21 protein-coding genes are annotated in these 17,151 nt (G+C 62.2%); 9 read left to right on the top strand and 12 right to left on the bottom strand.

Going from position 1 to position 17,151, the window contains the following annotated elements:
* The first annotated feature begins 17 nt into the window (after positions 1 to 17).
* Both BSZ35_RS07755 and BSZ35_RS07750 read left to right on the top strand, forming a co-directional pair.
* Positions 18 to 1,247 (top strand): PmoA family protein, encoded by a 1,230-nt coding sequence (locus tag BSZ35_RS07755; RefSeq protein WP_105011900.1) that lies wholly within the window; start codon positions 18 to 20, stop codon positions 1,245 to 1,247.
* A gap of 31 nt (positions 1,248 to 1,278) precedes the next feature.
* Positions 1,279 to 2,733, top strand: coding sequence for an arylsulfatase (locus tag BSZ35_RS07750; RefSeq protein ID WP_105011899.1), 1,455 nt, complete (start codon positions 1,279 to 1,281; stop codon positions 2,731 to 2,733).
* Positions 2,734 to 2,872: 139 nt separating this feature from the next.
* On the opposite strand, the gene BSZ35_RS07745 is transcribed toward BSZ35_RS07750, so the two are convergent.
* Together BSZ35_RS07745 and BSZ35_RS07740 are read right to left on the bottom strand one after the other, a co-directional pair.
* A complete protein-coding gene (locus BSZ35_RS07745) occupies positions 2,873 to 3,595 on the bottom strand; it encodes a 7-carboxy-7-deazaguanine synthase QueE (protein WP_105011898.1) in 723 nt (240 codons plus the stop codon).
* 67 nt (positions 3,596 to 3,662) lie between these two features.
* Positions 3,663 to 4,955, bottom strand: coding sequence for an MFS transporter (locus BSZ35_RS07740; RefSeq protein ID WP_105011897.1), 1,293 nt, complete (start codon positions 4,953 to 4,955; stop codon positions 3,663 to 3,665).
* 167 nt (positions 4,956 to 5,122) lie between these two features.
* Between BSZ35_RS07740 and BSZ35_RS07735 the strand changes: the two genes are divergently transcribed.
* A complete protein-coding gene (locus BSZ35_RS07735) occupies positions 5,123 to 5,971 on the top strand; it encodes a DUF5694 domain-containing protein (protein ID WP_146110030.1) in 849 nt (282 codons plus the stop codon).
* A 30-nt stretch (positions 5,972 to 6,001) separates the two neighbouring features.
* Here the strand turns inward: BSZ35_RS07735 and BSZ35_RS07730 are convergent, their stop codons facing one another.
* Positions 6,002 to 7,012 carry an alcohol dehydrogenase gene (locus BSZ35_RS07730; protein ID WP_105013777.1) on the bottom strand — a complete coding sequence of 337 codons (1,011 nt, stop codon included), beginning with the start codon at positions 7,010 to 7,012 and terminating at the stop codon, positions 6,002 to 6,004.
* Positions 7,013 to 7,247: 235 nt separating this feature from the next.
* On the opposite strand from BSZ35_RS07730, the gene BSZ35_RS07725 reads away from it, so the two are divergent.
* Positions 7,248 to 7,511, top strand: a complete 264-nt coding sequence (locus BSZ35_RS07725; protein ID WP_258096134.1) for a hypothetical protein — start codon at positions 7,248 to 7,250, stop codon at positions 7,509 to 7,511.
* Positions 7,512 to 7,531: 20 nt separating this feature from the next.
* The gene (locus tag BSZ35_RS07720; protein ID WP_105011895.1) at positions 7,532 to 7,897 is read left to right on the top strand and encodes a hypothetical protein; all 366 of its coding nucleotides are present in this window, start codon (positions 7,532 to 7,534) and stop codon (positions 7,895 to 7,897) included.
* Between the two features lie 30 nt (positions 7,898 to 7,927).
* Here BSZ35_RS07720 and BSZ35_RS07715 read toward each other — a convergent pair whose 3' ends face one another.
* Positions 7,928 to 8,182 (bottom strand): GIY-YIG nuclease family protein, encoded by a 255-nt coding sequence (locus BSZ35_RS07715; protein ID WP_105011894.1) that lies wholly within the window; start codon positions 8,180 to 8,182, stop codon positions 7,928 to 7,930.
* A gap of 40 nt (positions 8,183 to 8,222) precedes the next feature.
* On the opposite strand from BSZ35_RS07715, the gene BSZ35_RS07710 reads away from it, so the two are divergent.
* A complete protein-coding gene (locus BSZ35_RS07710; protein WP_181149238.1) occupies positions 8,223 to 8,993 on the top strand; it encodes a tetratricopeptide repeat protein in 771 nt (256 codons plus the stop codon).
* Between the two features lie 60 nt (positions 8,994 to 9,053).
* Here the strand turns inward: BSZ35_RS07710 and accD are convergent, their stop codons facing one another.
* The 4 genes from accD to BSZ35_RS07690 all read right to left on the bottom strand — a co-directional run bounded on the left by accD (position 9,054) and on the right by BSZ35_RS07690 (position 12,128).
* Complete coding sequence (accD, locus tag BSZ35_RS07705) at positions 9,054 to 9,899, bottom strand: acetyl-CoA carboxylase, carboxyltransferase subunit beta (protein ID WP_105011892.1); 846 nt, start codon at positions 9,897 to 9,899, stop codon at positions 9,054 to 9,056.
* Positions 9,900 to 10,131: 232 nt separating this feature from the next.
* A complete protein-coding gene (gene tsaB, locus BSZ35_RS07700; protein ID WP_105011891.1) occupies positions 10,132 to 10,836 on the bottom strand; it encodes a tRNA (adenosine(37)-N6)-threonylcarbamoyltransferase complex dimerization subunit type 1 TsaB in 705 nt (234 codons plus the stop codon).
* A gap of 142 nt (positions 10,837 to 10,978) precedes the next feature.
* Positions 10,979 to 11,611 carry a DUF1684 domain-containing protein gene (locus tag BSZ35_RS07695; RefSeq protein ID WP_105011890.1) on the bottom strand — a complete coding sequence of 211 codons (633 nt, stop codon included), beginning with the start codon at positions 11,609 to 11,611 and terminating at the stop codon, positions 10,979 to 10,981.
* Positions 11,612 to 11,630: 19 nt separating this feature from the next.
* Entirely contained in the window at positions 11,631 to 12,128 is a 498-nt protein-coding gene (locus BSZ35_RS07690; protein ID WP_105011889.1) for a DUF411 domain-containing protein, read from the bottom strand.
* 255 nt (positions 12,129 to 12,383) lie between these two features.
* On the opposite strand from BSZ35_RS07690, the gene BSZ35_RS07685 reads away from it, so the two are divergent.
* The 3 genes from BSZ35_RS07685 (at position 12,384) to BSZ35_RS07675 (ending at position 14,276) form a co-directional block, all read left to right on the top strand.
* Entirely contained in the window at positions 12,384 to 13,013 is a 630-nt protein-coding gene (locus BSZ35_RS07685) for an SCO family protein (RefSeq protein ID WP_181149236.1), read from the top strand.
* A 2-nt stretch (positions 13,014 to 13,015) separates the two neighbouring features.
* Positions 13,016 to 13,510 (top strand): copper chaperone PCu(A)C, encoded by a 495-nt coding sequence (locus tag BSZ35_RS07680; RefSeq protein WP_105011887.1) that lies wholly within the window; start codon positions 13,016 to 13,018, stop codon positions 13,508 to 13,510.
* Between the two features lie 82 nt (positions 13,511 to 13,592).
* Complete coding sequence (locus BSZ35_RS07675) at positions 13,593 to 14,276, top strand: sulfite exporter TauE/SafE family protein (RefSeq protein ID WP_105011886.1); 684 nt, start codon at positions 13,593 to 13,595, stop codon at positions 14,274 to 14,276.
* A gap of 162 nt (positions 14,277 to 14,438) precedes the next feature.
* On the opposite strand, the gene BSZ35_RS07670 is transcribed toward BSZ35_RS07675, so the two are convergent.
* From BSZ35_RS07670 to BSZ35_RS07655, 4 genes are all read right to left on the bottom strand, one after another.
* Entirely contained in the window at positions 14,439 to 14,717 is a 279-nt protein-coding gene (locus tag BSZ35_RS07670; protein WP_105011885.1) for an Lrp/AsnC ligand binding domain-containing protein, read from the bottom strand.
* Positions 14,718 to 14,786: 69 nt separating this feature from the next.
* Positions 14,787 to 15,119, bottom strand: coding sequence for an antibiotic biosynthesis monooxygenase (locus BSZ35_RS07665; protein WP_105011884.1), 333 nt, complete (start codon positions 15,117 to 15,119; stop codon positions 14,787 to 14,789).
* A gap of 218 nt (positions 15,120 to 15,337) precedes the next feature.
* Positions 15,338 to 16,762, bottom strand: coding sequence for a DUF2851 family protein (locus BSZ35_RS07660; protein WP_258096132.1), 1,425 nt, complete (start codon positions 16,760 to 16,762; stop codon positions 15,338 to 15,340).
* A 166-nt stretch (positions 16,763 to 16,928) separates the two neighbouring features.
* Complete coding sequence (locus BSZ35_RS07655; protein WP_105011883.1) at positions 16,929 to 17,147, bottom strand: hypothetical protein; 219 nt, start codon at positions 17,145 to 17,147, stop codon at positions 16,929 to 16,931.
* Between the last annotated feature and the right edge of the window lie 4 nt (positions 17,148 to 17,151).

The following is a 17,151-nucleotide window of genomic DNA, read 5'->3' as shown; positions in this document are numbered from 1 at the left end:
CGTCGGCTTGGTGAGGCATGCAATACGTACCCACGTGGGCGCTCCTTCCGCTCCTTCTTTTCTTGGGCCCTGGTTCCGCTTTTGCGCAGGACGCAGACGTGTCGTACGAGGTGACGGTTGCTGCGGGCGACGTGGAGCGGCGTCAGACGCTCGTGTCCTTTTCTCTGCCCCCGAATCTACCGGCTTCCTCCTATCATCTGGAGACGCGCGGCGGAGAGGCTGTTCCTCTTCAGGTTGGGGACAATCGGGCCTGGTTCGTGCTCGATCGGCTGGCGGCCGGTACACGGCGGACCTACCGGCTGGAGCGGGGCCGTATGGCGGCGGACAGCGTTTCCCTTCGCTCCCACCCCCGTTCGCTTGCTGTGTCAGTGGACGGCCAGCCAGTACTTCGGTACTGGACCGAAGAGCGGCCGCTTCCACGTCCGGAATTGGATTCCGTTTACCTACGAGGAGGATACGTACATCCCGTTCGCACCCCATCGGGGCGCGTCGTGACGGGCGACTATGCGGAGGGACATCCGCACCATCACGGGCTCTGGTCGGCCTGGACGAATACTGAATTCCGGGGGCGCACACCCGACTTTTGGAATATGCAGAAGGGCACCGGGGCGGTGGTGCCTATGGCCCTCGATTCGACCTGGAGTGGGCCCGTACAGGCGGGGCTCCGGGCACGGCACCGCTACGTCGACTACGCAGCCGCCGAGCCGGTGACGGCTCTGTATGAACAGTGGACCCTTCGGGTGTACGACGTGGAATCGGAAGCAGAAGAGTTTTCCTACCGTCTCTTTGACCTCACCGTCGTACAGGCAACCGCATCGGAAAGTCCGCTTGTGCTTCCGCCTTATCACTACGGTGGCGTGGCCGTGCGCGGGCGGGATGCCTGGTATGGGCCCGATGGGGCCCACTTCCAAACGTCGGCGGGAAAAGACCGGTCGAACGGCAATGAGACGCGGGCGCGTTGGACGTACATCGGGGGCGAGGTGGACGGCCGGCGTGCGGGGCTCGCCATGCTGAGCCATCCTACCAACGTGCGTTCTCCCCAGCCCGTGCGCATTCATCCCGAGATGCCGTACTTTTGTTACGCGCCCTCCCAACTCGGTCGCTGGTCCATTCGGCCCGGGGAGCCCTACGAGGCCCGGTATCGGTTCGTGGTCTTCGACGGCCCGCCGAACCCGAAAGCACTCGACCGCCTCTGGACCGATTACGCCTATCCACCTGCGGTGACCGTCACCCGCATCGATCACTAACAGCCAATTTCTTTCGGAACTGTTGATTTCCATGTCACACCTTTGCCGAACCGTCCCCGTATTTCTCCTCACGGCCTTAATTTTGAGTGGGTGTTCAGGACAGGAGGAAGCAAGCAATGCCCCCCCTCGGCCTAACATTATACTCATTGTAGCCGACGACCTCGGGTACGGAGATCTTGGCAGCTATGGGCAGGACCACATTCAAACGCCCCACCTCGATCAGATGGCAGAAGAGGGGCTCCGGTTTACCCAGTTCTATTCCGGGTCGACGGTCTGTGCCCCGTCCCGCAGCGTGCTCATGACGGGGCAGCACACAGGCCGCACGCCCATTCGGGGAAACGAAGAGGTAATGCCGATCGGTCAGCAGCCGCTTCCCGACTCGACGATCACGGTGGCCGAGGTGCTTCAGGAGGCGGGGTACACGACCGGGGCGTTCGGCAAGTGGGGACTCGGGGCGCCTGGAAGTGTTGGCGTTCCCCATCGGCAGGGGTTCGACCGCTTCTACGGATATATTGGACAGCGCCGGGCGCACTTTTATTGGCCGGAATTTCTGTTCGAGAGCAGCCGAGACTCGCTCCGGCGCGTTCCGCTGCAGGGGAACGAGGTCGACGATTCCGCACCCCCAAATTTTCAGCATCCCGGATCGGGGCCTCCTCTTCGTCGGGCAACCTACAGTCATGATGCCATCATAGAGCAGGCGCTTTCGTTTATCGATACGCATAGCCAGAGCGACAGCCCATTCTTTGCATATTTGCCGGTAACGATTCCGCATGCGTCCTTATCGGTGCCCGACGATGCACTCGCGCCGTACCTGAATGCTGACGGGAACAGCGTCTTCGACGAAACGCCGTTTTCGGGAAATCACTACACCGCCCAGCCGACCCCGAAGGCAGCCTACGCCGCAATGATTTCGCGTCTGGATCAGGGGGTAGGACGGCTTCTGGACCGGGTCGAGTCGAACGGAGTGGCGGAGAATACACTGGTTCTCTTTACGTCCGACAACGGGCCGCACGAGGAAGGCGGATACCAACCAGCGTATTTCAACTCCAATGGACCGCTGCGCGGCAGCAAACGCGATCTGTACGAGGGGGGCATTCGGGTTCCCCAAATTGCCTGGTGGCCGGGACGCGTGCCCGCGGGACGGACCACCGCCCTTCCCAGCTACTTCGGCGATTACATGCGCACCTTCGCGGCTCTTGCCGGCACTCCCCCGCCGGATGGGATCGACAGCATCTCGCTCGTTCCCACGCTGGTGGGCGACTCTGCCCAACAGGCCGCCCACGATCACCTCTACTGGGAATTTCGGGGGAGGCAGGCCGTCCGGCAGGGGCCCTGGAAGGCCGTGCGCGACTCGATTGGGGGAGGCACACCGGAGCTCTATAATCTCAATGCGGATCCGGCGGAGTCGGAGAACGTGGCGGATGCCCATCCCGACATCGTGACGCGCATGACTACGCTCATGAACGAGGCGCATACCCCGCGGTAGAGGATCTCCTCTGTCGGACGCGAGCACGGAGGGATCGAAATGCGGGACCGGGAGGGCGTGATCGGACGTCCGTCGCGCTCACACGCATCACGCTTCAAGAACAGGAAATCACACACGAGAACGGCGGGCGGACGGGGCCCTACTTCACGTTCAATACCTTGTGCGTCTGCGTGCTTACACGCCACTCGGGGTGCTTCAGTGCGAGGTCAACGGCCATTGCTTGTGCCTCCTCCAACCGCGGGCCGTCCTCCGGCTGGAGCCAGAGCAGTCGTCGTTCCCGACCGTTGATGGAATGGGGTGTTGCGTGCTCGGCGAACTGAGCGTAGTTGGACGGTCGATAGTCGGGGACGATGAGCTTAAGTTCGTCGTACCGCTCCAGCGCGAGTTGGTCTTCCGGACGTTTCGGGCTGCACGTGACCCAGTCCGGCGTATGCAACTGTTCGGAATTGTCGTTGCCGAACGCGTCGGCGAGCGGGACCGTGCCGTTGGTTTCAAGGGCGACCTCGTATCCGGCCTCGTGCAGGGCATGAACGAGCGCAGCGTCGGCCTGGAGAAGCGGCTCTCCGCCCGTCAGCACACAGAAGTCAATGGCAGGGCCTCCAATCTCACGCATTTGATCGGTCAACTGGTCGGCCGTGAGGGTCGAGGCGCCCTCCTTGGTAAAATCCGTGTCGCACCAGCGCGGGCAGTCGGCCCCGGTGCGGTCGGCGTCACGGGCGCGGTCAGCCTCGTAGCCGCTCCACATGTTGCAGCTCACCAGCCGGACGAACAGAGCAGGCCGCCCCACCCAAAAGCCTTCTCCCTGCACCGTTTGGAAGACGTGCTTTACCCGGTAGGAGGGGGCAGAAAACGGACGAGGCATGGAGACAGAGGCCGATTGGGAAGGGACATGTGCGAGGCCCCTGCGCTCGGGAACGGCACAGAGGCTGTTAGTCTGTTTCTACCAGCACCGACGCGTCCCAGTTCAGGACCCATGCCCCAAAAGACGCAAGGGCAAGCAGGAGGGGGATGGGCGTAATGATCCAGAGGATTGGGGCAAAGCCGCTCATGAAATCGGGGCCCAGGGCCAATACCGCCGGGCCGATGGCCGTGCCGCCGATAAAGACGGTATTGGCGAGGCCGCGGATCGTGCCGTGGTGCAGGCGCCCGAAGTAGTAGGCGTATGCGCTCCCCAGAAGGGCCTGCTGCATGCCCTGTGCGACCCCGAAGACACTGCCGTAGGCCCAGACCTCGACCGTCGTGTTCACGACCGGGAGAAGGCCCATCATGGCGCCGAAGAGGGTGAGCTGCAATCCCAGCAGGAAGCGGGGCGGGTAGCGGTCCACGAGCCAGCCCGTGCCGACGTTGAAGGCGGCCGTGACCACGCCGAGCGGAATGAAGAACTGCGCGGCCAAGTCGCGGCCCACGCCGACCTCCTCCAGAATCGAGAAATGATGGAAGAGAAGACCGGTGCCGAAGCCCGCCGTGCACACTCCAGCCACGGTGAAGAGCCAGAAGGTCCACGTTCGATAGGCCGTGTCCGGCTTCACCCCGCGCACAGTTGCCTCGTCCTCGGACGACGACTCTGCGGGGGCCGCCGGCTCGTCGGCCGAGAGGCCGTAGCGTTCCGGGGCGTCGCGGTAGAGCAGTGCCCCGAGCGGCAGCATGGTGACCGCCAAGAGGCCGCCCATGATGAGGTAGGTTGTTTGCCAGCCGTAGGCCTGAATGCCTTCGTCAATGAGCGGAGGAAAGAGCGCTGTGGCTCCGGCCATTCCAAGGCCCAGGATGCCAACAGCCAGTCCGCGCCGCCGCTCAAACCACAGGTTGACCGAGTGGTTGTTGATGAGGCCGAGCGCTCCCTGTCCGAATCCACGCAGGCACACGAAGCCCACAAACACGCCGATCCATCCGCTTACCCAACTCATTCCTACGCAGCTAGCGGCAAAGCATGCAATAATGCCCACCGCCATGCGACGCGGTCCGAAGCGGTCCAGCAGCCGTCCCACGAGGGGCAGGGCGAGAGAGCCGAGCACCGTAGCCGCCGTGTAGAACCAGGAGACGGCCGACCGTGAGAGGCCAAGGTCTTCGATAAAGGCATCGATGAAGAGCGAGACCCCTGCCGTCTGGCCCGGAAGGGTCGCTGCCATGCCGAGCGTCGAGATGGCCAGGACAATCCAGCCGTAGTAGACAGGACTTCGGCGAATCAGCGCAGACGAAACAGCAGGGTTGGGCGAGGACGCCATGGGCACGGAAGCAGAGAAAAGTCCAGCGCTCGCCTCCTCAACGGCATCTGGGACCCCGGGTTACTGTGTTGAGGAGCCCTCAAGATGTCTTGGTGGGACTTTTATCCTCCCTTCGCGGCCGTTACGTTTTTCCCATCCGATAATCGTAACGAAAGAATCGCTGATCAATGCATCATACGATCCTCCGTGTGTTTGTCGCTCTGTGGATTGTGGCAGGGGGAGGGGCCGTATCGGGGGAGTTATCCGCAAGGGGACAAGGGAAGGCTGGCCGTGCGTCCCCGGCGCCCGACTCCACGATCCACGTCATGGTGCTTGGGTCCTTGCACTTTGCCAATCCGGGACAGGACACGTTCAATCCTCGCGTCGGGGACGTGACCACCCCGGAGCGGCAGAACCAGATCCAGACGGTGGTCGATTCTCTGCTGGATTTCCGGCCGACAGTGATCGCTGTCGAGTGGCCGGAGCGTGAGGCAGCGACGCTCGATAGCGTGTACCAGGCCTACCGGACGGGGGGGCATGAGTTGACGCCCAATGAGCGGCAGCAGCTCGGCTTTCGCCTCGCTGACAGGGCCGACCACGACTACATCCACCCAGTTGACCATCATGATCGTTCGTTTCCGATCGATACGGTGAGGGCCTACGCGCAGACGCACAGGCCCTCTTTCCTCCAATACTACAAACGGTACGGCCGCCGATTGGTGGCCGAGTTCGACAGTATCGGGCAGGCCCCGATCGGGAGCATGCTGCGGCACCTGAACGACCCCGATGTCATCCAAACCCTCTACGCGCCGTACATGCGCATGTTAGAAGTGGGAGCCGACTCGACGAACATCGGGGTTCGTCCCGTGCGGGCGTACTACAACCGCAACCTGCACATTTTTGCCAATCTGACCGCCGTCACGGCCCCCGGCGACCGGGCAATCGTCCTCTTCGGGGCCGGCCATTCCGCCTTTCTTCGGCAGTTTGTTCGGGGCCACCCGAATATGACCCTTGTAGAGCCGCGCGACTACCTTTAATGGGTGGGCGGAAGCCGGGCGAGGACTCGTTTAATGATTCATTGTGAGCACAGCGCGGAAGCGAGCCTCGTTCGTCATCATACGGTCGTAGGCTGTGCCCGCCTCGTTGAGGGGAAAGGTTTCAATCTCAGGCGTGACGCCGGTGAGCGCGCTGAAGTCGAGCGTGTCCTCCGAGTCATTGGCGCTGCCGCTAGGCCAGCCCGAGACAGACTTTCGGCCTTGAATAAGCGCCATCGGAGGCACCTCTACGGGGTCTCCAGTTGCGGCTACGATAACGAGCGAGCCGTCCCGGCCAAGCCCGCCAACGACGGATGTGATCGCATCCGAATTGGGCGCGGTCGCGAGAATGAGGTCGGCGCCCCCGAGCGCCTGAAGGGCCTCTGCGGCGTCGTCCGACGAGGCGTCGATAAAGTGCGAGGCCCCGAGGGTGAGGGCGAGGTCCTCCTTGTCCGCGCTCGTCGAAAGGGCAGCCACCTCACAGCCCATCGCCGCTGCGTACTGGACTCCCAGGTGGCCCAGTCCGCCAATGCCCTGCACGGCCACGAGGTCGCCCGGGCGGAGGCCCTGGTTGCGAAGCGCATTGTAGGTTGTAATGCCAGCGCAGAGAAGTGGGGCTGCCTCTTCTGCGGACAGATCGTCGGGCATTTTTGCGACGGCCTCGGCCGGGGCCGTCATGTACTCGGCGTATCCCCCGTCAAAGCTGATGCCGGTGATGAGCGCGTTTTCGCAGTTTACAAAGTCGCCTTCGCGGCACGCATCGCAGGTGAAGCAGTGGCCGCCGTGCCAGCCCACGCCCACGCGGTCCCCCTCTTGCCACTGGGAGACGTTCTCACCGATGGCGTCCACAACTCCAGCGACCTCATGACCCGGGACGCGGGGATAGTCGATGCCAGGAAAGGTCCCCTCTTTCACGAAGGCGTCGCTGTGGCAGATGCCACAGGCGTCCACCTGAACGCGGATCTCGTTGGGGGCAGGGGTGGGGATCGGGCGTTCAACTGTTTCGAAGTCACCGCCGGCCTCGGGAACCTGAACAGCGTGCATGGTGGACATGAGAAATCAGGGGCGTTGGATGCGATAGAACAAAAAGACGATGGACTATATTCCGGAGTGGGTCCGCCGTTTCCCTCAGGACCCCCGTCGTATCGAAAACGTGAACATTGAAGAAGCCGTCTCCCTACGCCCCTTTCATGGAGAACTGAATGGTGGCTCTGCGTACACAATGCCCTATGCTGCTGCACTGCCACCGATTCTCACTCACGCTTTTTGCCCCTTACGCATGGACGAACCCACCCAACCTGTATCCGGAGACGGGGCTGCCGAGCAGCCCTTTTCGTGTCCTGAGTGCGACCGTACCGTTGGCCGCGCAAACGTACTCACGGGAGACTTCACCTTTGAGGACGTCACGCCGATTTCGAGCAGTCCCGACGGGACGCCGGAGTTTCGGGAAACCGGTCTCGACGATGGGCCACAGAAGGCAATCGAGCTTCGGTGTGACCACTGCGGAGCGGAGTTTACCCTCGGTGTCGAAACGAACGAATAGTCACACAGTCCACGCTCGTCATGGATCATTCTATTCGAGCGCTTGAGTGGAAGCGAGCGGACGACGACGCGCCTACCGACGTGACCGATGCGATCGCAGCGGGCGTCGTGTCCGCCACCCCGCACCCCGACGACAATATCGATCACCCGAAAGGCTACTCCGTAAAGTTGACGCTTCGCCCCGACGGGGCTGCATTCGCAGACGCGCTCCAGGAGGCCATGCTCGACCTTGACCCCCCTACGGTCACGATTCGACTCGACGACGTAGACGAGGTGATATCGGACGTGCCTGTCGGGGTAAGCAAAGTGCCGCATCTCGGCGAGCAGAACGAGGCCGAGCTCAGCGTCAAGCCTGAAGGGCACGATCAACTCCACGGCTACTTCTGACCCCGCGGCGTGCTCCGGAGCTCAAGAAGATCAGCTGTCCTTCACCAGGGCTTCCTTGGCCGACCGACGCAGCTGCTTGATGGCGTACTCGCGCTGCATGGCGTCGGACTGCGTGTCGAACGATTCGACGTGTACCAGCTCAACGGGGCGCCGCCCTCGTGTGTATCGGGCGCCGGTGCCGTCGTTGTGTTCTGTGATGCGCCGCTCCACGTCCGTTGTGTAGCCCGTGTAATAGGTACCGTCGGTGCACTCAACAACGTAGACGTAGTGATTAGCGTCGGCCATGACGGGAAGAGCGTCCATCCTTGAAACACGAAATGAGATTATGACACACCGGCCTCCTCTGCGCTGGCTTTTTCTTCTGGTCGCAGGGATGGGGATTTGCTGCACATCGGTGTGGGCCCAGCCCGACTCCCTCTCGCGGGGGCTCCAGGCGGCCAATGCGGCCTATGCTCAGGGGCAGTACGGCCGGGCGGTGGATCTGTACGAGCGGCTTCTGGGCCGCGACTGGGAGAGCGGAGCGCTGTACTACAATCTCGGAAACGCGTATGTCCGGCTCAATCAATGGGGCGAGGCCATTCGTTACTACGAGAAAGCACGTCGGCTCCGCCCTGCCGATCCGCGTGTAGGGCACAATCTGGAGCAGGTCCGTCGCCGTGCTGGCGTGTATTCCCCCGTTCAGCGTCCTTTCCCGGGAAGATTCCAGAGCATTGTGCGAGGCTGGTCGCCCCGGGCGATATTCTGGGGAGGATGGGGGGTGCTGATCGGCGGACTGGTGGCAGCGGTAGCCTGGGGGGCATCGGTCCTGGGGCAAAGAGGGCGTCTCCTGCTCGTGGGGGGAGGGGTTCTTGTTGGGCTGCTGGGCATTGCCACGGCGTTCGGGACCGCCTACGTCCAGTCGCTCGACCACCGGGCGGTGGTGGTGGCCGGCGAGGCCCCGCTCCGCGCGGCTCCAAGTCCCGAAGCGATATCCGACACGACCCTGCCGGAGGGGGCACTGCTAGAGGTGCGGTCGCGTCGAGTACAGTGGAGTAAGGTGCGGCTGCGCGATGGGACTACCGGTTGGGTCTCGGCACAGGCACTTGGGGACATATAACCGAGAGAGTCCGTGGGGCCGTTCAGCCCGGGACGTGGAGGCTCGGCCGCTTCAGGGGCCCTACTCCATCAGCAGGTTCAGCAGATGGATGAGGCGATGACGCAGGCGCCGGCGGTCCACGATCATGTCTAGGAAGCCGTGCTCCAGCAGAAACTCAGATCGCTGGAAGCCCTCCGGTAGGTCCGATCCAATCGTTTCCCGGATGACACGAGGGCCCGCGAACCCAATGAGGGCCTCCGGCTCGGCAATGTGAATGTCGCCCAGCATTGCGAACGAGGCCGTGACCCCTCCGGTGGTAGGGTGGGTGAAGATGGAAATATAGGGTAGGCCAGCCTCGTCCAGGCGCGTGAGATGCGCGCTCGTTTTGGCCATCTGCATCAGGCTAAGAGCTCCTTCCATCATTCGAGCACCGCCGCTCTGAGCAATCGTGATGAGGGGGCGATCTTCCGTATAGGCTCGTTTGATGCCCCGCGCCACGATTTCCCCCACGACCGATCCCATCGAGCCGCCGATGAAGCTAAAGTCCATGCCCACCATCGACACCTCGTGTCCCCCCAAGGCTCCGGTGGCGGCCTGTGCGGCCTCGTTTTGCCCCGTCTCTTCACGGGCTTTTTCGAGTCGGTCCGCGTACGCCTTCCGGTCGGTAAACTCAAGGGCGTCCACCGACCGAAGGTCCGTATCGTGGAGCGTGTAGTCCCCGTCGTCGAAGAGGAAGTCGAAGTACTTGTGGCTGTCCATCCCGAAGTGGTACCCCGAGCTGGGGAAGACGAGGAGATTTTCCTCCAACTCCCGCCGGTTGATGATTTCGCCCGTGTCGGGACACTTCACCCACTGCCCTTCGGGCATTTCATTTTGCTCTTCGCGCGTGGTGCGAATGCCGGCCTTCTCGCGCCGAAACCAAGGCATACAAACAGGGTCGAATTGCGAGTGGCGAATGACGAATGTACCCGCGGAGCCCGTGGATCAGGAAAATCGTCTCTCCTGCAGGCCCCATAGGCTCGCTGAAGATCCGAAACGGCGAGCGCAAAGTCCAAATCCGTACACAATCTCCACCGCTAATGGGCCTGTCTGGCGTAGTTACGTGCCGAGGTCGTCGACGTCGACGGAGGCGGCCCGGCGAACGGCCCGTGCAGCGGCATTACGCAAACGGAGACGGAGCAGGGGTGGCGTGGACGTCCTTCACGTAGAACGGCTCGAAGGACGCGACGTCGTCGGGACCGTCGGTGGCAATGCGGGCGCGACCGCGGCGGCCCACCCAGGCAGCGGAGGGAGGAAGGTCGGTGGGAGAAATCATCGTGTGTGCAGAGCCAACGTTGGAAAGAGCGTCCGCGCTCTTCGCCGCTCCATCACCGACGAGCCAGAGTTGACCGCTCACCTCGCCGATCCAATCAGGAAGAACATCGACCGTCAGGGCTTTCGTCTGAGCGTGGGGCTCGATCCGTCCCTCCGTCCAGCAGAAGGCCCCGGCATACACCTCATCGCGGCGGGCGTCGAGCAGGGCGCAGACCACGTCTCCCGGTTGGGCAACGGGGCGGAGCTGGGCTGCGTAGGCGTCCAGCGTCGGCACGCCGATCAGGTTGGCGCCCGTAGAAAGAGCCCACCCTTTCGCCGTGCTCACGCCGATTCGGAGGCCGGTGTACGAGCCCGGTCCCATCGAGACCGCCACCGTGTCCAGTGTGGACGCCTCCACGCCACTGTGGGCCAGCACGTCTTCGATGAGGGGCGTAAGGCGCTCGGAATGAATGCGGGGGCGATGCAGATGGGCTTCTGCCACGACCGTGTCGTCGTGCAACAGCGCCACACCGCAGGTGGAGGTGGCCGTTTCGAGGGCGAGCAGCGTCACGACAATAGCGGTTGGTCAAAAGAAGCGTTGCGGACTGTGTTCACTCGCTGTTCTTTTGGGCTCGTCTTCCCATTGCCCGGAAAGCGTGAGCAGTGAGCACCCGGAGGCGGAGTCGGGCATCCATCCCAGTGCTTCTGCCGTGCTACGATGAGGCACTTTGCCCAAACTTCGGGGTCTTTTCCCCGACGGGAATGGGGGCATCGATCCGATTGCCGTCCGGCGGGAGCGGACAGGCGAATTCCGGATTGTAGGCACAGGTGGGATTATAGGCGCGGTTGAAGTCCACGACCACAGAGTCGTTGGGGGCCTGGGCGAGGTCGACATACCGGCCGGCCTCGTACGTTCCGTTTCCATTCGTCTCGTCCGCAAAGGGAATCCAGAACCGTCCGCGCGGGTCGTCACTCGCGCCCCGAAACACCGTCAGGGTTTTGTTGCCGGACGGTAGAGGAATCGTCACGCGTCCAATGCGCACCTGAGCACGGATGCGGCCCGTGTTTTCGGCGAGCATCATCGTGTCGGGCTGTTCCAGCCGTTGGAGGGGCGTAACGAAGCGATACGTGGAGTCCACGCCGTAGTAGTCAAGTCCCCGAAAATCCGCACGACGGTTGGGGGGAAGCACGCTTTCCTTCTCCCGCATCTGCATGTCGCGTTGCACGCGGGCCTGCATGATTCGCTGCTCGTAACTTTGCGAGGCCGATCCGTCACCGCAGCCACTCAGCAGGAGGACAAGCAGCAGGCCGCCAAGACCAGTTTGGAGCGAGGAGGAACAGGACATAACGCGGGGCGGTGTCGATTTATTTGCGCGGGCCGTACTGGGCAACAGTGGTCGTGTCGCCCGACCCCGTGAAACCAACCACGGCGTATGGTTCCACACGGTCGCCCCGCTCCATGCCCGGCGATCCGATGGGCATTCCGGGCACACTGATGCCCTTCAGGTTCGGTTTGTTTTGCAGAAGGCGCTTGATCTGTTCGGCGGGCACGTGTCCCTCTACGACGTAATTGCCCACCGTAGCGGTGTGGCACGACGCAAGGCCGTTCGGAACGCCCAGTTGGCGCTTCACGGGTTGCACGTTTACGCGATCTTCCACCTTTACCTGAAATCCCCGCTCTCGGAGGTGGCTGACCCACTCGGTACAGCAACCACAGGTGGGGCTCTTGTAGACCGTGACGGGGGGCAGGTCAGCGGAGGCGTTTGATCCCCATTGCAGGTACGCTCCAATGCCGATAGCGGCCAGGAGAATGCCGAGACCGAAGGCCTTTGCGTGGGTACTCCAGGAGGGAAACGTGGACACGAGAGTGGGAGAACAGTGGGGAGAGTACGACATGCGGCAAACCTGTATCTTCGATGCCTGGTTCCTCGTTCATGCCAGCGGAGGCTTGAACGATGCCTCGCTCTGGAAGTACAGGTACTGACGGGTAAAAGAAAATCCACTGTGCCGTCTGAGTCATCGCTCGGCGGCGCCAAGCATTGCCGTTATCTCGTTTTCGTGTTCCTAATAGACAGCGATATGGGGTCTGGTCTCTATGTTTGGCATTCGGGCAGGCAAATGCACGTCGTGGCGCTCGTTTGTCTCGGCCTCCTGCTGTTCACGGCGGGCTGTGGAGGCGAGTCGAAATCGAACCGAGGGGCCAAGAACACGCTGTCGCTCGACGTAGACACGGTGCTTACGGACACGTCCTACACGCTCGTAAATCAGGATCGGGCGGACATTCAATTTCCGGACGCGTTTGTGGGGACGCCGGTTGTGCTGGGGACCATCTACACGCATTGCCCGAACGTGTGCTCGAAGATTACCGCCAATATGAAAGACATCCGGTCCGAAATTGCGGACTCGTCATCCGTACAGTTTGTTACGGTGACGTTCGATCCCCATCGAGACACGCCCGCCCGACTTTCGGACTACCGGGCTCGCTTTGGGATTGAAAATTCATCCTGGCAGTTTTTGACAGGCGATTCTGCCACGATTGGTGGACTCATGGATCGGCTCGGCGTGCGCCATACGATCAAGGGGACCGATCGTGAGTTTCCAACGCCGGACACAGACTCCTCCTACATTTTCACGCACTCAAATCAGATCACGCTGATTGACGCAGAGGGCCGGATGCGGGCCACATATGGCGGGAGCCAGACTCCTCCGAAACTCATTATCAGCGATCTCCAAAAAATTCAGTCGTAACCATGTTGCGTTCACTGGAGGTTCGATCTGTTTTTGGGACGTTCACCCTTTGTGTTGCGCTGCTCCTGGGGGCTGGGTGCCAGTCGGGATCGCAGGATGAGCAGGAGGCATCTGGGCCTCCGCCCCTACCGGACGATGAACTCGCCATCGAGAATCCCTGGGCTCAGCCCGCCTCCGCCGGGAGCACGAGTGCCCTCTACATGACCATCGCGAATGGGCGTCAGGGGGCCGACACGCTTGTGGAAGCCAGTGCCCCAATCATCGACAGTTCAGAGGTGCATCGCATCACGGCCGCGGATACCAGCAGCAGGAGCGGACTGCCTGTGCCGGCCCGCACGCGAGTGACGCTTGCGCCCGGAAGTACCCACGTGAAGCTTGTCAATCTGGGACAATCGCTTGACGAGAATAGCACCTTGATTCTCAATCTTGAGTTTGCCCAGAGTGGGCTCCAACGGGTACGGGTGCCTGTGCAATCCTCGCCTCCCGGCCAGCAGTGATGAGAGAAATGTACGATTTCCGTCTCATAGAAGGTGGGCCTGGACAATCCCGAGTACTCGGGTGTAGTTCAGGCCTTTCGTTATGACGAGCTGGATTCTTGGCGGCCTCGCGTTCGGCTTTTTGGGAAGTGTGCACTGCGTGGGCATGTGTGGACCGCTTGCGCTTAGCCTCCCAGGGGCAGATCAGTTGCCCGGGCGGTTTTTGGTCGATCGGGGGCTCTATAATCTTGGGCGGGCCCTGACGTATACCTTTCTCGGGGGACTTGTGGGGGGGGTCGGTCGTGTTGTGTCGATTGCGGGATTTCAGCAAGGCCTGTCTGTGACCATCGGGATCCTAATGATCCTCACGGCCCTCGTGCCGTGGGTCAGTCGGCAGGTGAGCCGTCTCGAACAGGCCCCCTCCGCACTGCTTGGACGTGTGATGACGCCGCTGAGTCAGCTGTATCGTTCAGGTGGGGCAGGTGCTATGCTTCTGATCGGACTTCTGAATGGCCTTCTGCCCTGTGGTTTCGTCTACGCGGCCCTCGCAACGGCTCTCACGGCCGGCACGGTGCCTCGTAGCATGGCGTTTATGGCAGCGTTTGGGCTGGGCACAGGGCCTGCCCTTCTGGCGGTGAGTCTGGTCGGTCGCGTGGCGAGCAGCACGTGGCGAGCGCGCCTCCAGCGATTCGTGCCGGTGGGGTTGGTGGTGGTGGGACTTCTCCTCGTCCTGCGCGGGTTGGGGATCGGGGGCATGTGGAGCCCTCTTCTTGGGACGCCGTCGTGAGGTGCAGGCTGAGCGGCGCCTGGGACCGTAGCGGCGCGGTGGGTGGGGCTCAGCAGGAGGATATGCATGAGGGGAAAATGGCGTCCTGCTCCCCATCCGAGCGTTCTCGGATCATTTCCGACAAGGTCGGGAAGATACTCTTTTCCCGAGGGGCCCCGTCTCTCAGTCCATCCCAATCGAGAACATCTGCTCCAGATCGTGGCTGGAGTGAACGCGGAAGCCGATGAGGGTCTCCGTATCTGTGATGCCGTCGATCTGCCGAATTTCGCTCGTGACGAGGGTGGCGAGGGCATCGTTTTCGGCGACGCGGAGAATCGCGACGAGATCGACGCGCCCGGCTACGGAGTGCACTTCGCTTACGCCGTCGAGGGCCGCCATCTCGTCGGCCACATCGTTCACCTTGTCGCGCTTGGTGTTGAGGAGGACGATCGCGGTGACCATGAGAATGTATATTTGTGGGAAGAGGATACGCCCAAAAATACGGTGATGTCCGATGGATCACAACCGCATTCAGCGAGAGGAATTGGGGCGGGGGAGCTGCTCGATTGCTTCGGCCGAGCGCGCAACGGTGTAGCTGTGGGCTTCGGGACGATCTGCGAAGAGAGGCTTGACGGTGGCCCATGCGTCTCGGAAAAGCTCGCTGTCGCGGTAACGGTCCAGGGCCGCGGCACTGTCCCAGTGGCTGTAGGTGGTGCAGACAGTCGGCGCGTCCGCGTCTTGCCAGAGCGCTAGGTGCTGGCAGCCCGGAAACTGTCGGATGTTTGGAGACACCTCGTCGAAGTGGTCGAGGAACACCGTTAGGGTATCCTCGGCGAAGGTCATGCGCACAATCCGGATAAGCATGGAGCGGTTGGACGGTGAGAGCGATTGGTGCTACGGGGGAGGGACAGTCCTCTTCAAGAGCCGAACAGGCCAGTCCAACGGCCTACGATTACACTCACAGTTTCACAAAGATGTCCAGGAGCGATGAGGACGGGTCGCATTACGTTTGGAGAGCTATTCCATGCGGACTCAAGCACCAGGCGGGTTAAAAGATAGAGGAGAAAATAGGCATAGGCCCCCTAAGAGTTCAGAAGATACTGGCCGATTTGGCAGTCGAGGCATCCGCCTTCCATACAGTACTCGCGGTAGAGTTGATGCATTCCTTGCGCTTCAAAGGCCGAGCGGGCATTCAGGCCAAGGTTGCGGAAGCGGCGAATGATTTTGTCATGAGCGGCAGAAAGAGAGTGCAGTACATCGATGGCCGCGTCGGCCTGGGCAGAATCCTCCCGGCGTTTCGCATCAAGTAGGAGGATGGGGAGGACAGCGTTGACAAGAAGTGTATTGCGGCGGGAGGTTCCGAGGCTCGGGTCGTGCTCCGAGGCGCGCTTCTTGAGATGGTAATGGGTACGCCAGAACGGGGGCGGCGTCGTTGCGAGCGCCGTTTGAAGGTCGGCGACGGGATCATCGCCGGTGAGGGCTGTGCGGAGGAGAGGGATCGGGTCGGAGGCGAGGAGGGCATTTTCGTCGTACCAGGCAGCGGCCTGGGCGATGCGCAGTGGCGGAAAGTTGTTGGGACGCAGACGGAAGAAGGTCCAGCTCGTAGACGCCATCTCGGGAATGTCGTGTTGTACCTGCAGACGCCGGAAGCGGTCGCGCAGACTCATTGCGTAGTCGGCCGTTTCCCGATCCGCGTCCAGTAGATCTTTCGGCTCTGGCAAAAGCCCGGCCACGCCCAAGTGGAGCGCCTCCCGGTTCCGCGGCTCCGCTACGGATCGAATGGTCTCTGGGGGCAGGCGCTCGGCCAGCGTGGCCATCGGGGTATCGTTTTTTGCGTAGCCGAGACCCGCGTACAGCCGCTCCTGCAAGCGGGCCTCCAGGTCTGCGTCGGAGGCTTGTGCCAGCCGGTCCCGTTTCACGGCCAGACGTTCGCGGGCAAGCGCAGCGATCCAGGTTCGCTTGTGCTGTTCGGGCACCTTGTCCCAGCGTGCGGCGCAGGGCAGCGTGTCGTCGTCGGGGCGGGTGTGATAGGCGTGCAGCAGCTCGCGCAGCGGCGCATCAAGGCGCGGATAGAGGACGATTTCCGGGATGGCGGACTCATCGGAGCGGAGGAGGCCGCCGGTCCACATGTCCGTGTGGAGGGCGACGTGGAGAACGACACTTTCGTACCGCGGATCGGTGTGGTGGTCGTGCTCGAACCAGTCGCCAGACGCCGTGTGGATTTCCACGTGCCCGCGCCAGTCCATCGCGCCGATCCGGACGTGCACATTCTGAAAGTCGGGTCCGGCATCGGCGTTTGGGCGTCCGGGGTCGAGGATGCGCACCGGCTCGTCGTCTGTGGTGGTCAGGCCGCTTGTGTCGAAGCGCTGGTGCTGCCAGAGGTCGTGGACGAGAGCCTCGGGCACTTGGACATCGGGGCGCGGCTCCTGCAACGAGACGGCCACGGTTTGGTCGTCAATCTCGTACTGGTCGCGGGGGGCGGAGACGGAGGACGAAGAGGAGGACATGACGGACGTGAAGTCGGTAGACGAATTGAGGTCTACCGAGTAGACACCTTCGCGCCCGCAAATCTAACGGCACGTCCTCTGGTCCCCTGCGAGACGGGGAAGCGTCAAGGGGAGACGAGGAGAGATTTGACGGTTGAGACCCGTCTTTCAAAGAAGGGTGACGCCGCTATTCGTCGAAGACGGCAGAGCAGAAGGAGTCGAAGGAGTTGTTTTTGTACCGTGCACGGCCCATATCGAAGTGCTTGAGGATTTCCTGGAGCACATCGGTACGGTCTGCATCCTCCGCCATCATGGCTTCGAAGTCCTGCTTCAGCAGATCATCTGTCTGCGGAAAGGCATCGCCCAGCATGGAAATGGAATGCTGGTTCTCCAGTCCTTTCCGCATGCCA

Source organism: Salinibacter sp. 10B, from assembly GCF_002954405.1.
Lineage (GTDB): Bacteria > Bacteroidota > Rhodothermia > Rhodothermales > Salinibacteraceae > Salinibacter.
Note: the sequence above shows the minus strand (reverse complement) of the source record. Positions and strands in the feature narration are given on the sequence as shown.

What these genes read in the sequence shown, in the direction of transcription:
- BSZ35_RS07695 (WP_105011890.1), bottom strand. Translation starts at nt 11,611, where the DNA reads ATGTCCTGTTCCTCCTCGCTCCAAACTGGTCTTGGCGGCCTGCTGCTT.
- BSZ35_RS07715 (WP_105011894.1), bottom strand. Translation starts at nt 8,182, where the DNA reads ATGGCCGACGCTAATCACTACGTCTACGTTGTTGAGTGCACCGACGGT.
- BSZ35_RS07660 (WP_258096132.1), bottom strand. Translation starts at nt 16,762, where the DNA reads ATGTCCTCCTCTTCGTCCTCCGTCTCCGCCCCCCGCGACCAGTACGAG.
- BSZ35_RS07730 (WP_105013777.1), bottom strand. Translation starts at nt 7,012, where the DNA reads ATGCACGCTGTTCAGGTTCCCGAGGCCGGCGGTGACTTCGAAACAGTT.
- BSZ35_RS07710 (WP_181149238.1), top strand. Translation starts at nt 8,223, where the DNA reads ATGACACACCGGCCTCCTCTGCGCTGGCTTTTTCTTCTGGTCGCAGGG.
- BSZ35_RS07685 (WP_181149236.1), top strand. Translation starts at nt 12,384, where the DNA reads ATGCACGTCGTGGCGCTCGTTTGTCTCGGCCTCCTGCTGTTCACGGCG.
- BSZ35_RS07670 (WP_105011885.1), bottom strand. Translation starts at nt 14,717, where the DNA reads ATGGTCACCGCGATCGTCCTCCTCAACACCAAGCGCGACAAGGTGAAC.
- BSZ35_RS07725 (WP_258096134.1), top strand. Translation starts at nt 7,248, where the DNA reads ATGGACGAACCCACCCAACCTGTATCCGGAGACGGGGCTGCCGAGCAG.
- BSZ35_RS07675 (WP_105011886.1), top strand. Translation starts at nt 13,593, where the DNA reads ATGACGAGCTGGATTCTTGGCGGCCTCGCGTTCGGCTTTTTGGGAAGT.
- BSZ35_RS07735 (WP_146110030.1), top strand. Translation starts at nt 5,123, where the DNA reads ATGCATCATACGATCCTCCGTGTGTTTGTCGCTCTGTGGATTGTGGCA.
- BSZ35_RS07655 (WP_105011883.1), bottom strand. Translation starts at nt 17,147, where the DNA reads ATGCGGAAAGGACTGGAGAACCAGCATTCCATTTCCATGCTGGGCGAT.
- accD (WP_105011892.1), bottom strand. Translation starts at nt 9,899, where the DNA reads ATGCCTTGGTTTCGGCGCGAGAAGGCCGGCATTCGCACCACGCGCGAA.
- BSZ35_RS07750 (WP_105011899.1), top strand. Translation starts at nt 1,279, where the DNA reads ATGTCACACCTTTGCCGAACCGTCCCCGTATTTCTCCTCACGGCCTTA.
- BSZ35_RS07720 (WP_105011895.1), top strand. Translation starts at nt 7,532, where the DNA reads ATGGATCATTCTATTCGAGCGCTTGAGTGGAAGCGAGCGGACGACGAC.
- BSZ35_RS07755 (WP_105011900.1), top strand. Translation starts at nt 18, where the DNA reads ATGCAATACGTACCCACGTGGGCGCTCCTTCCGCTCCTTCTTTTCTTG.
- BSZ35_RS07745 (WP_105011898.1), bottom strand. Translation starts at nt 3,595, where the DNA reads ATGCCTCGTCCGTTTTCTGCCCCCTCCTACCGGGTAAAGCACGTCTTC.
- BSZ35_RS07680 (WP_105011887.1), top strand. Translation starts at nt 13,016, where the DNA reads ATGTTGCGTTCACTGGAGGTTCGATCTGTTTTTGGGACGTTCACCCTT.
- BSZ35_RS07665 (WP_105011884.1), bottom strand. Translation starts at nt 15,119, where the DNA reads ATGCTTATCCGGATTGTGCGCATGACCTTCGCCGAGGATACCCTAACG.
- BSZ35_RS07740 (WP_105011897.1), bottom strand. Translation starts at nt 4,955, where the DNA reads ATGGCGTCCTCGCCCAACCCTGCTGTTTCGTCTGCGCTGATTCGCCGA.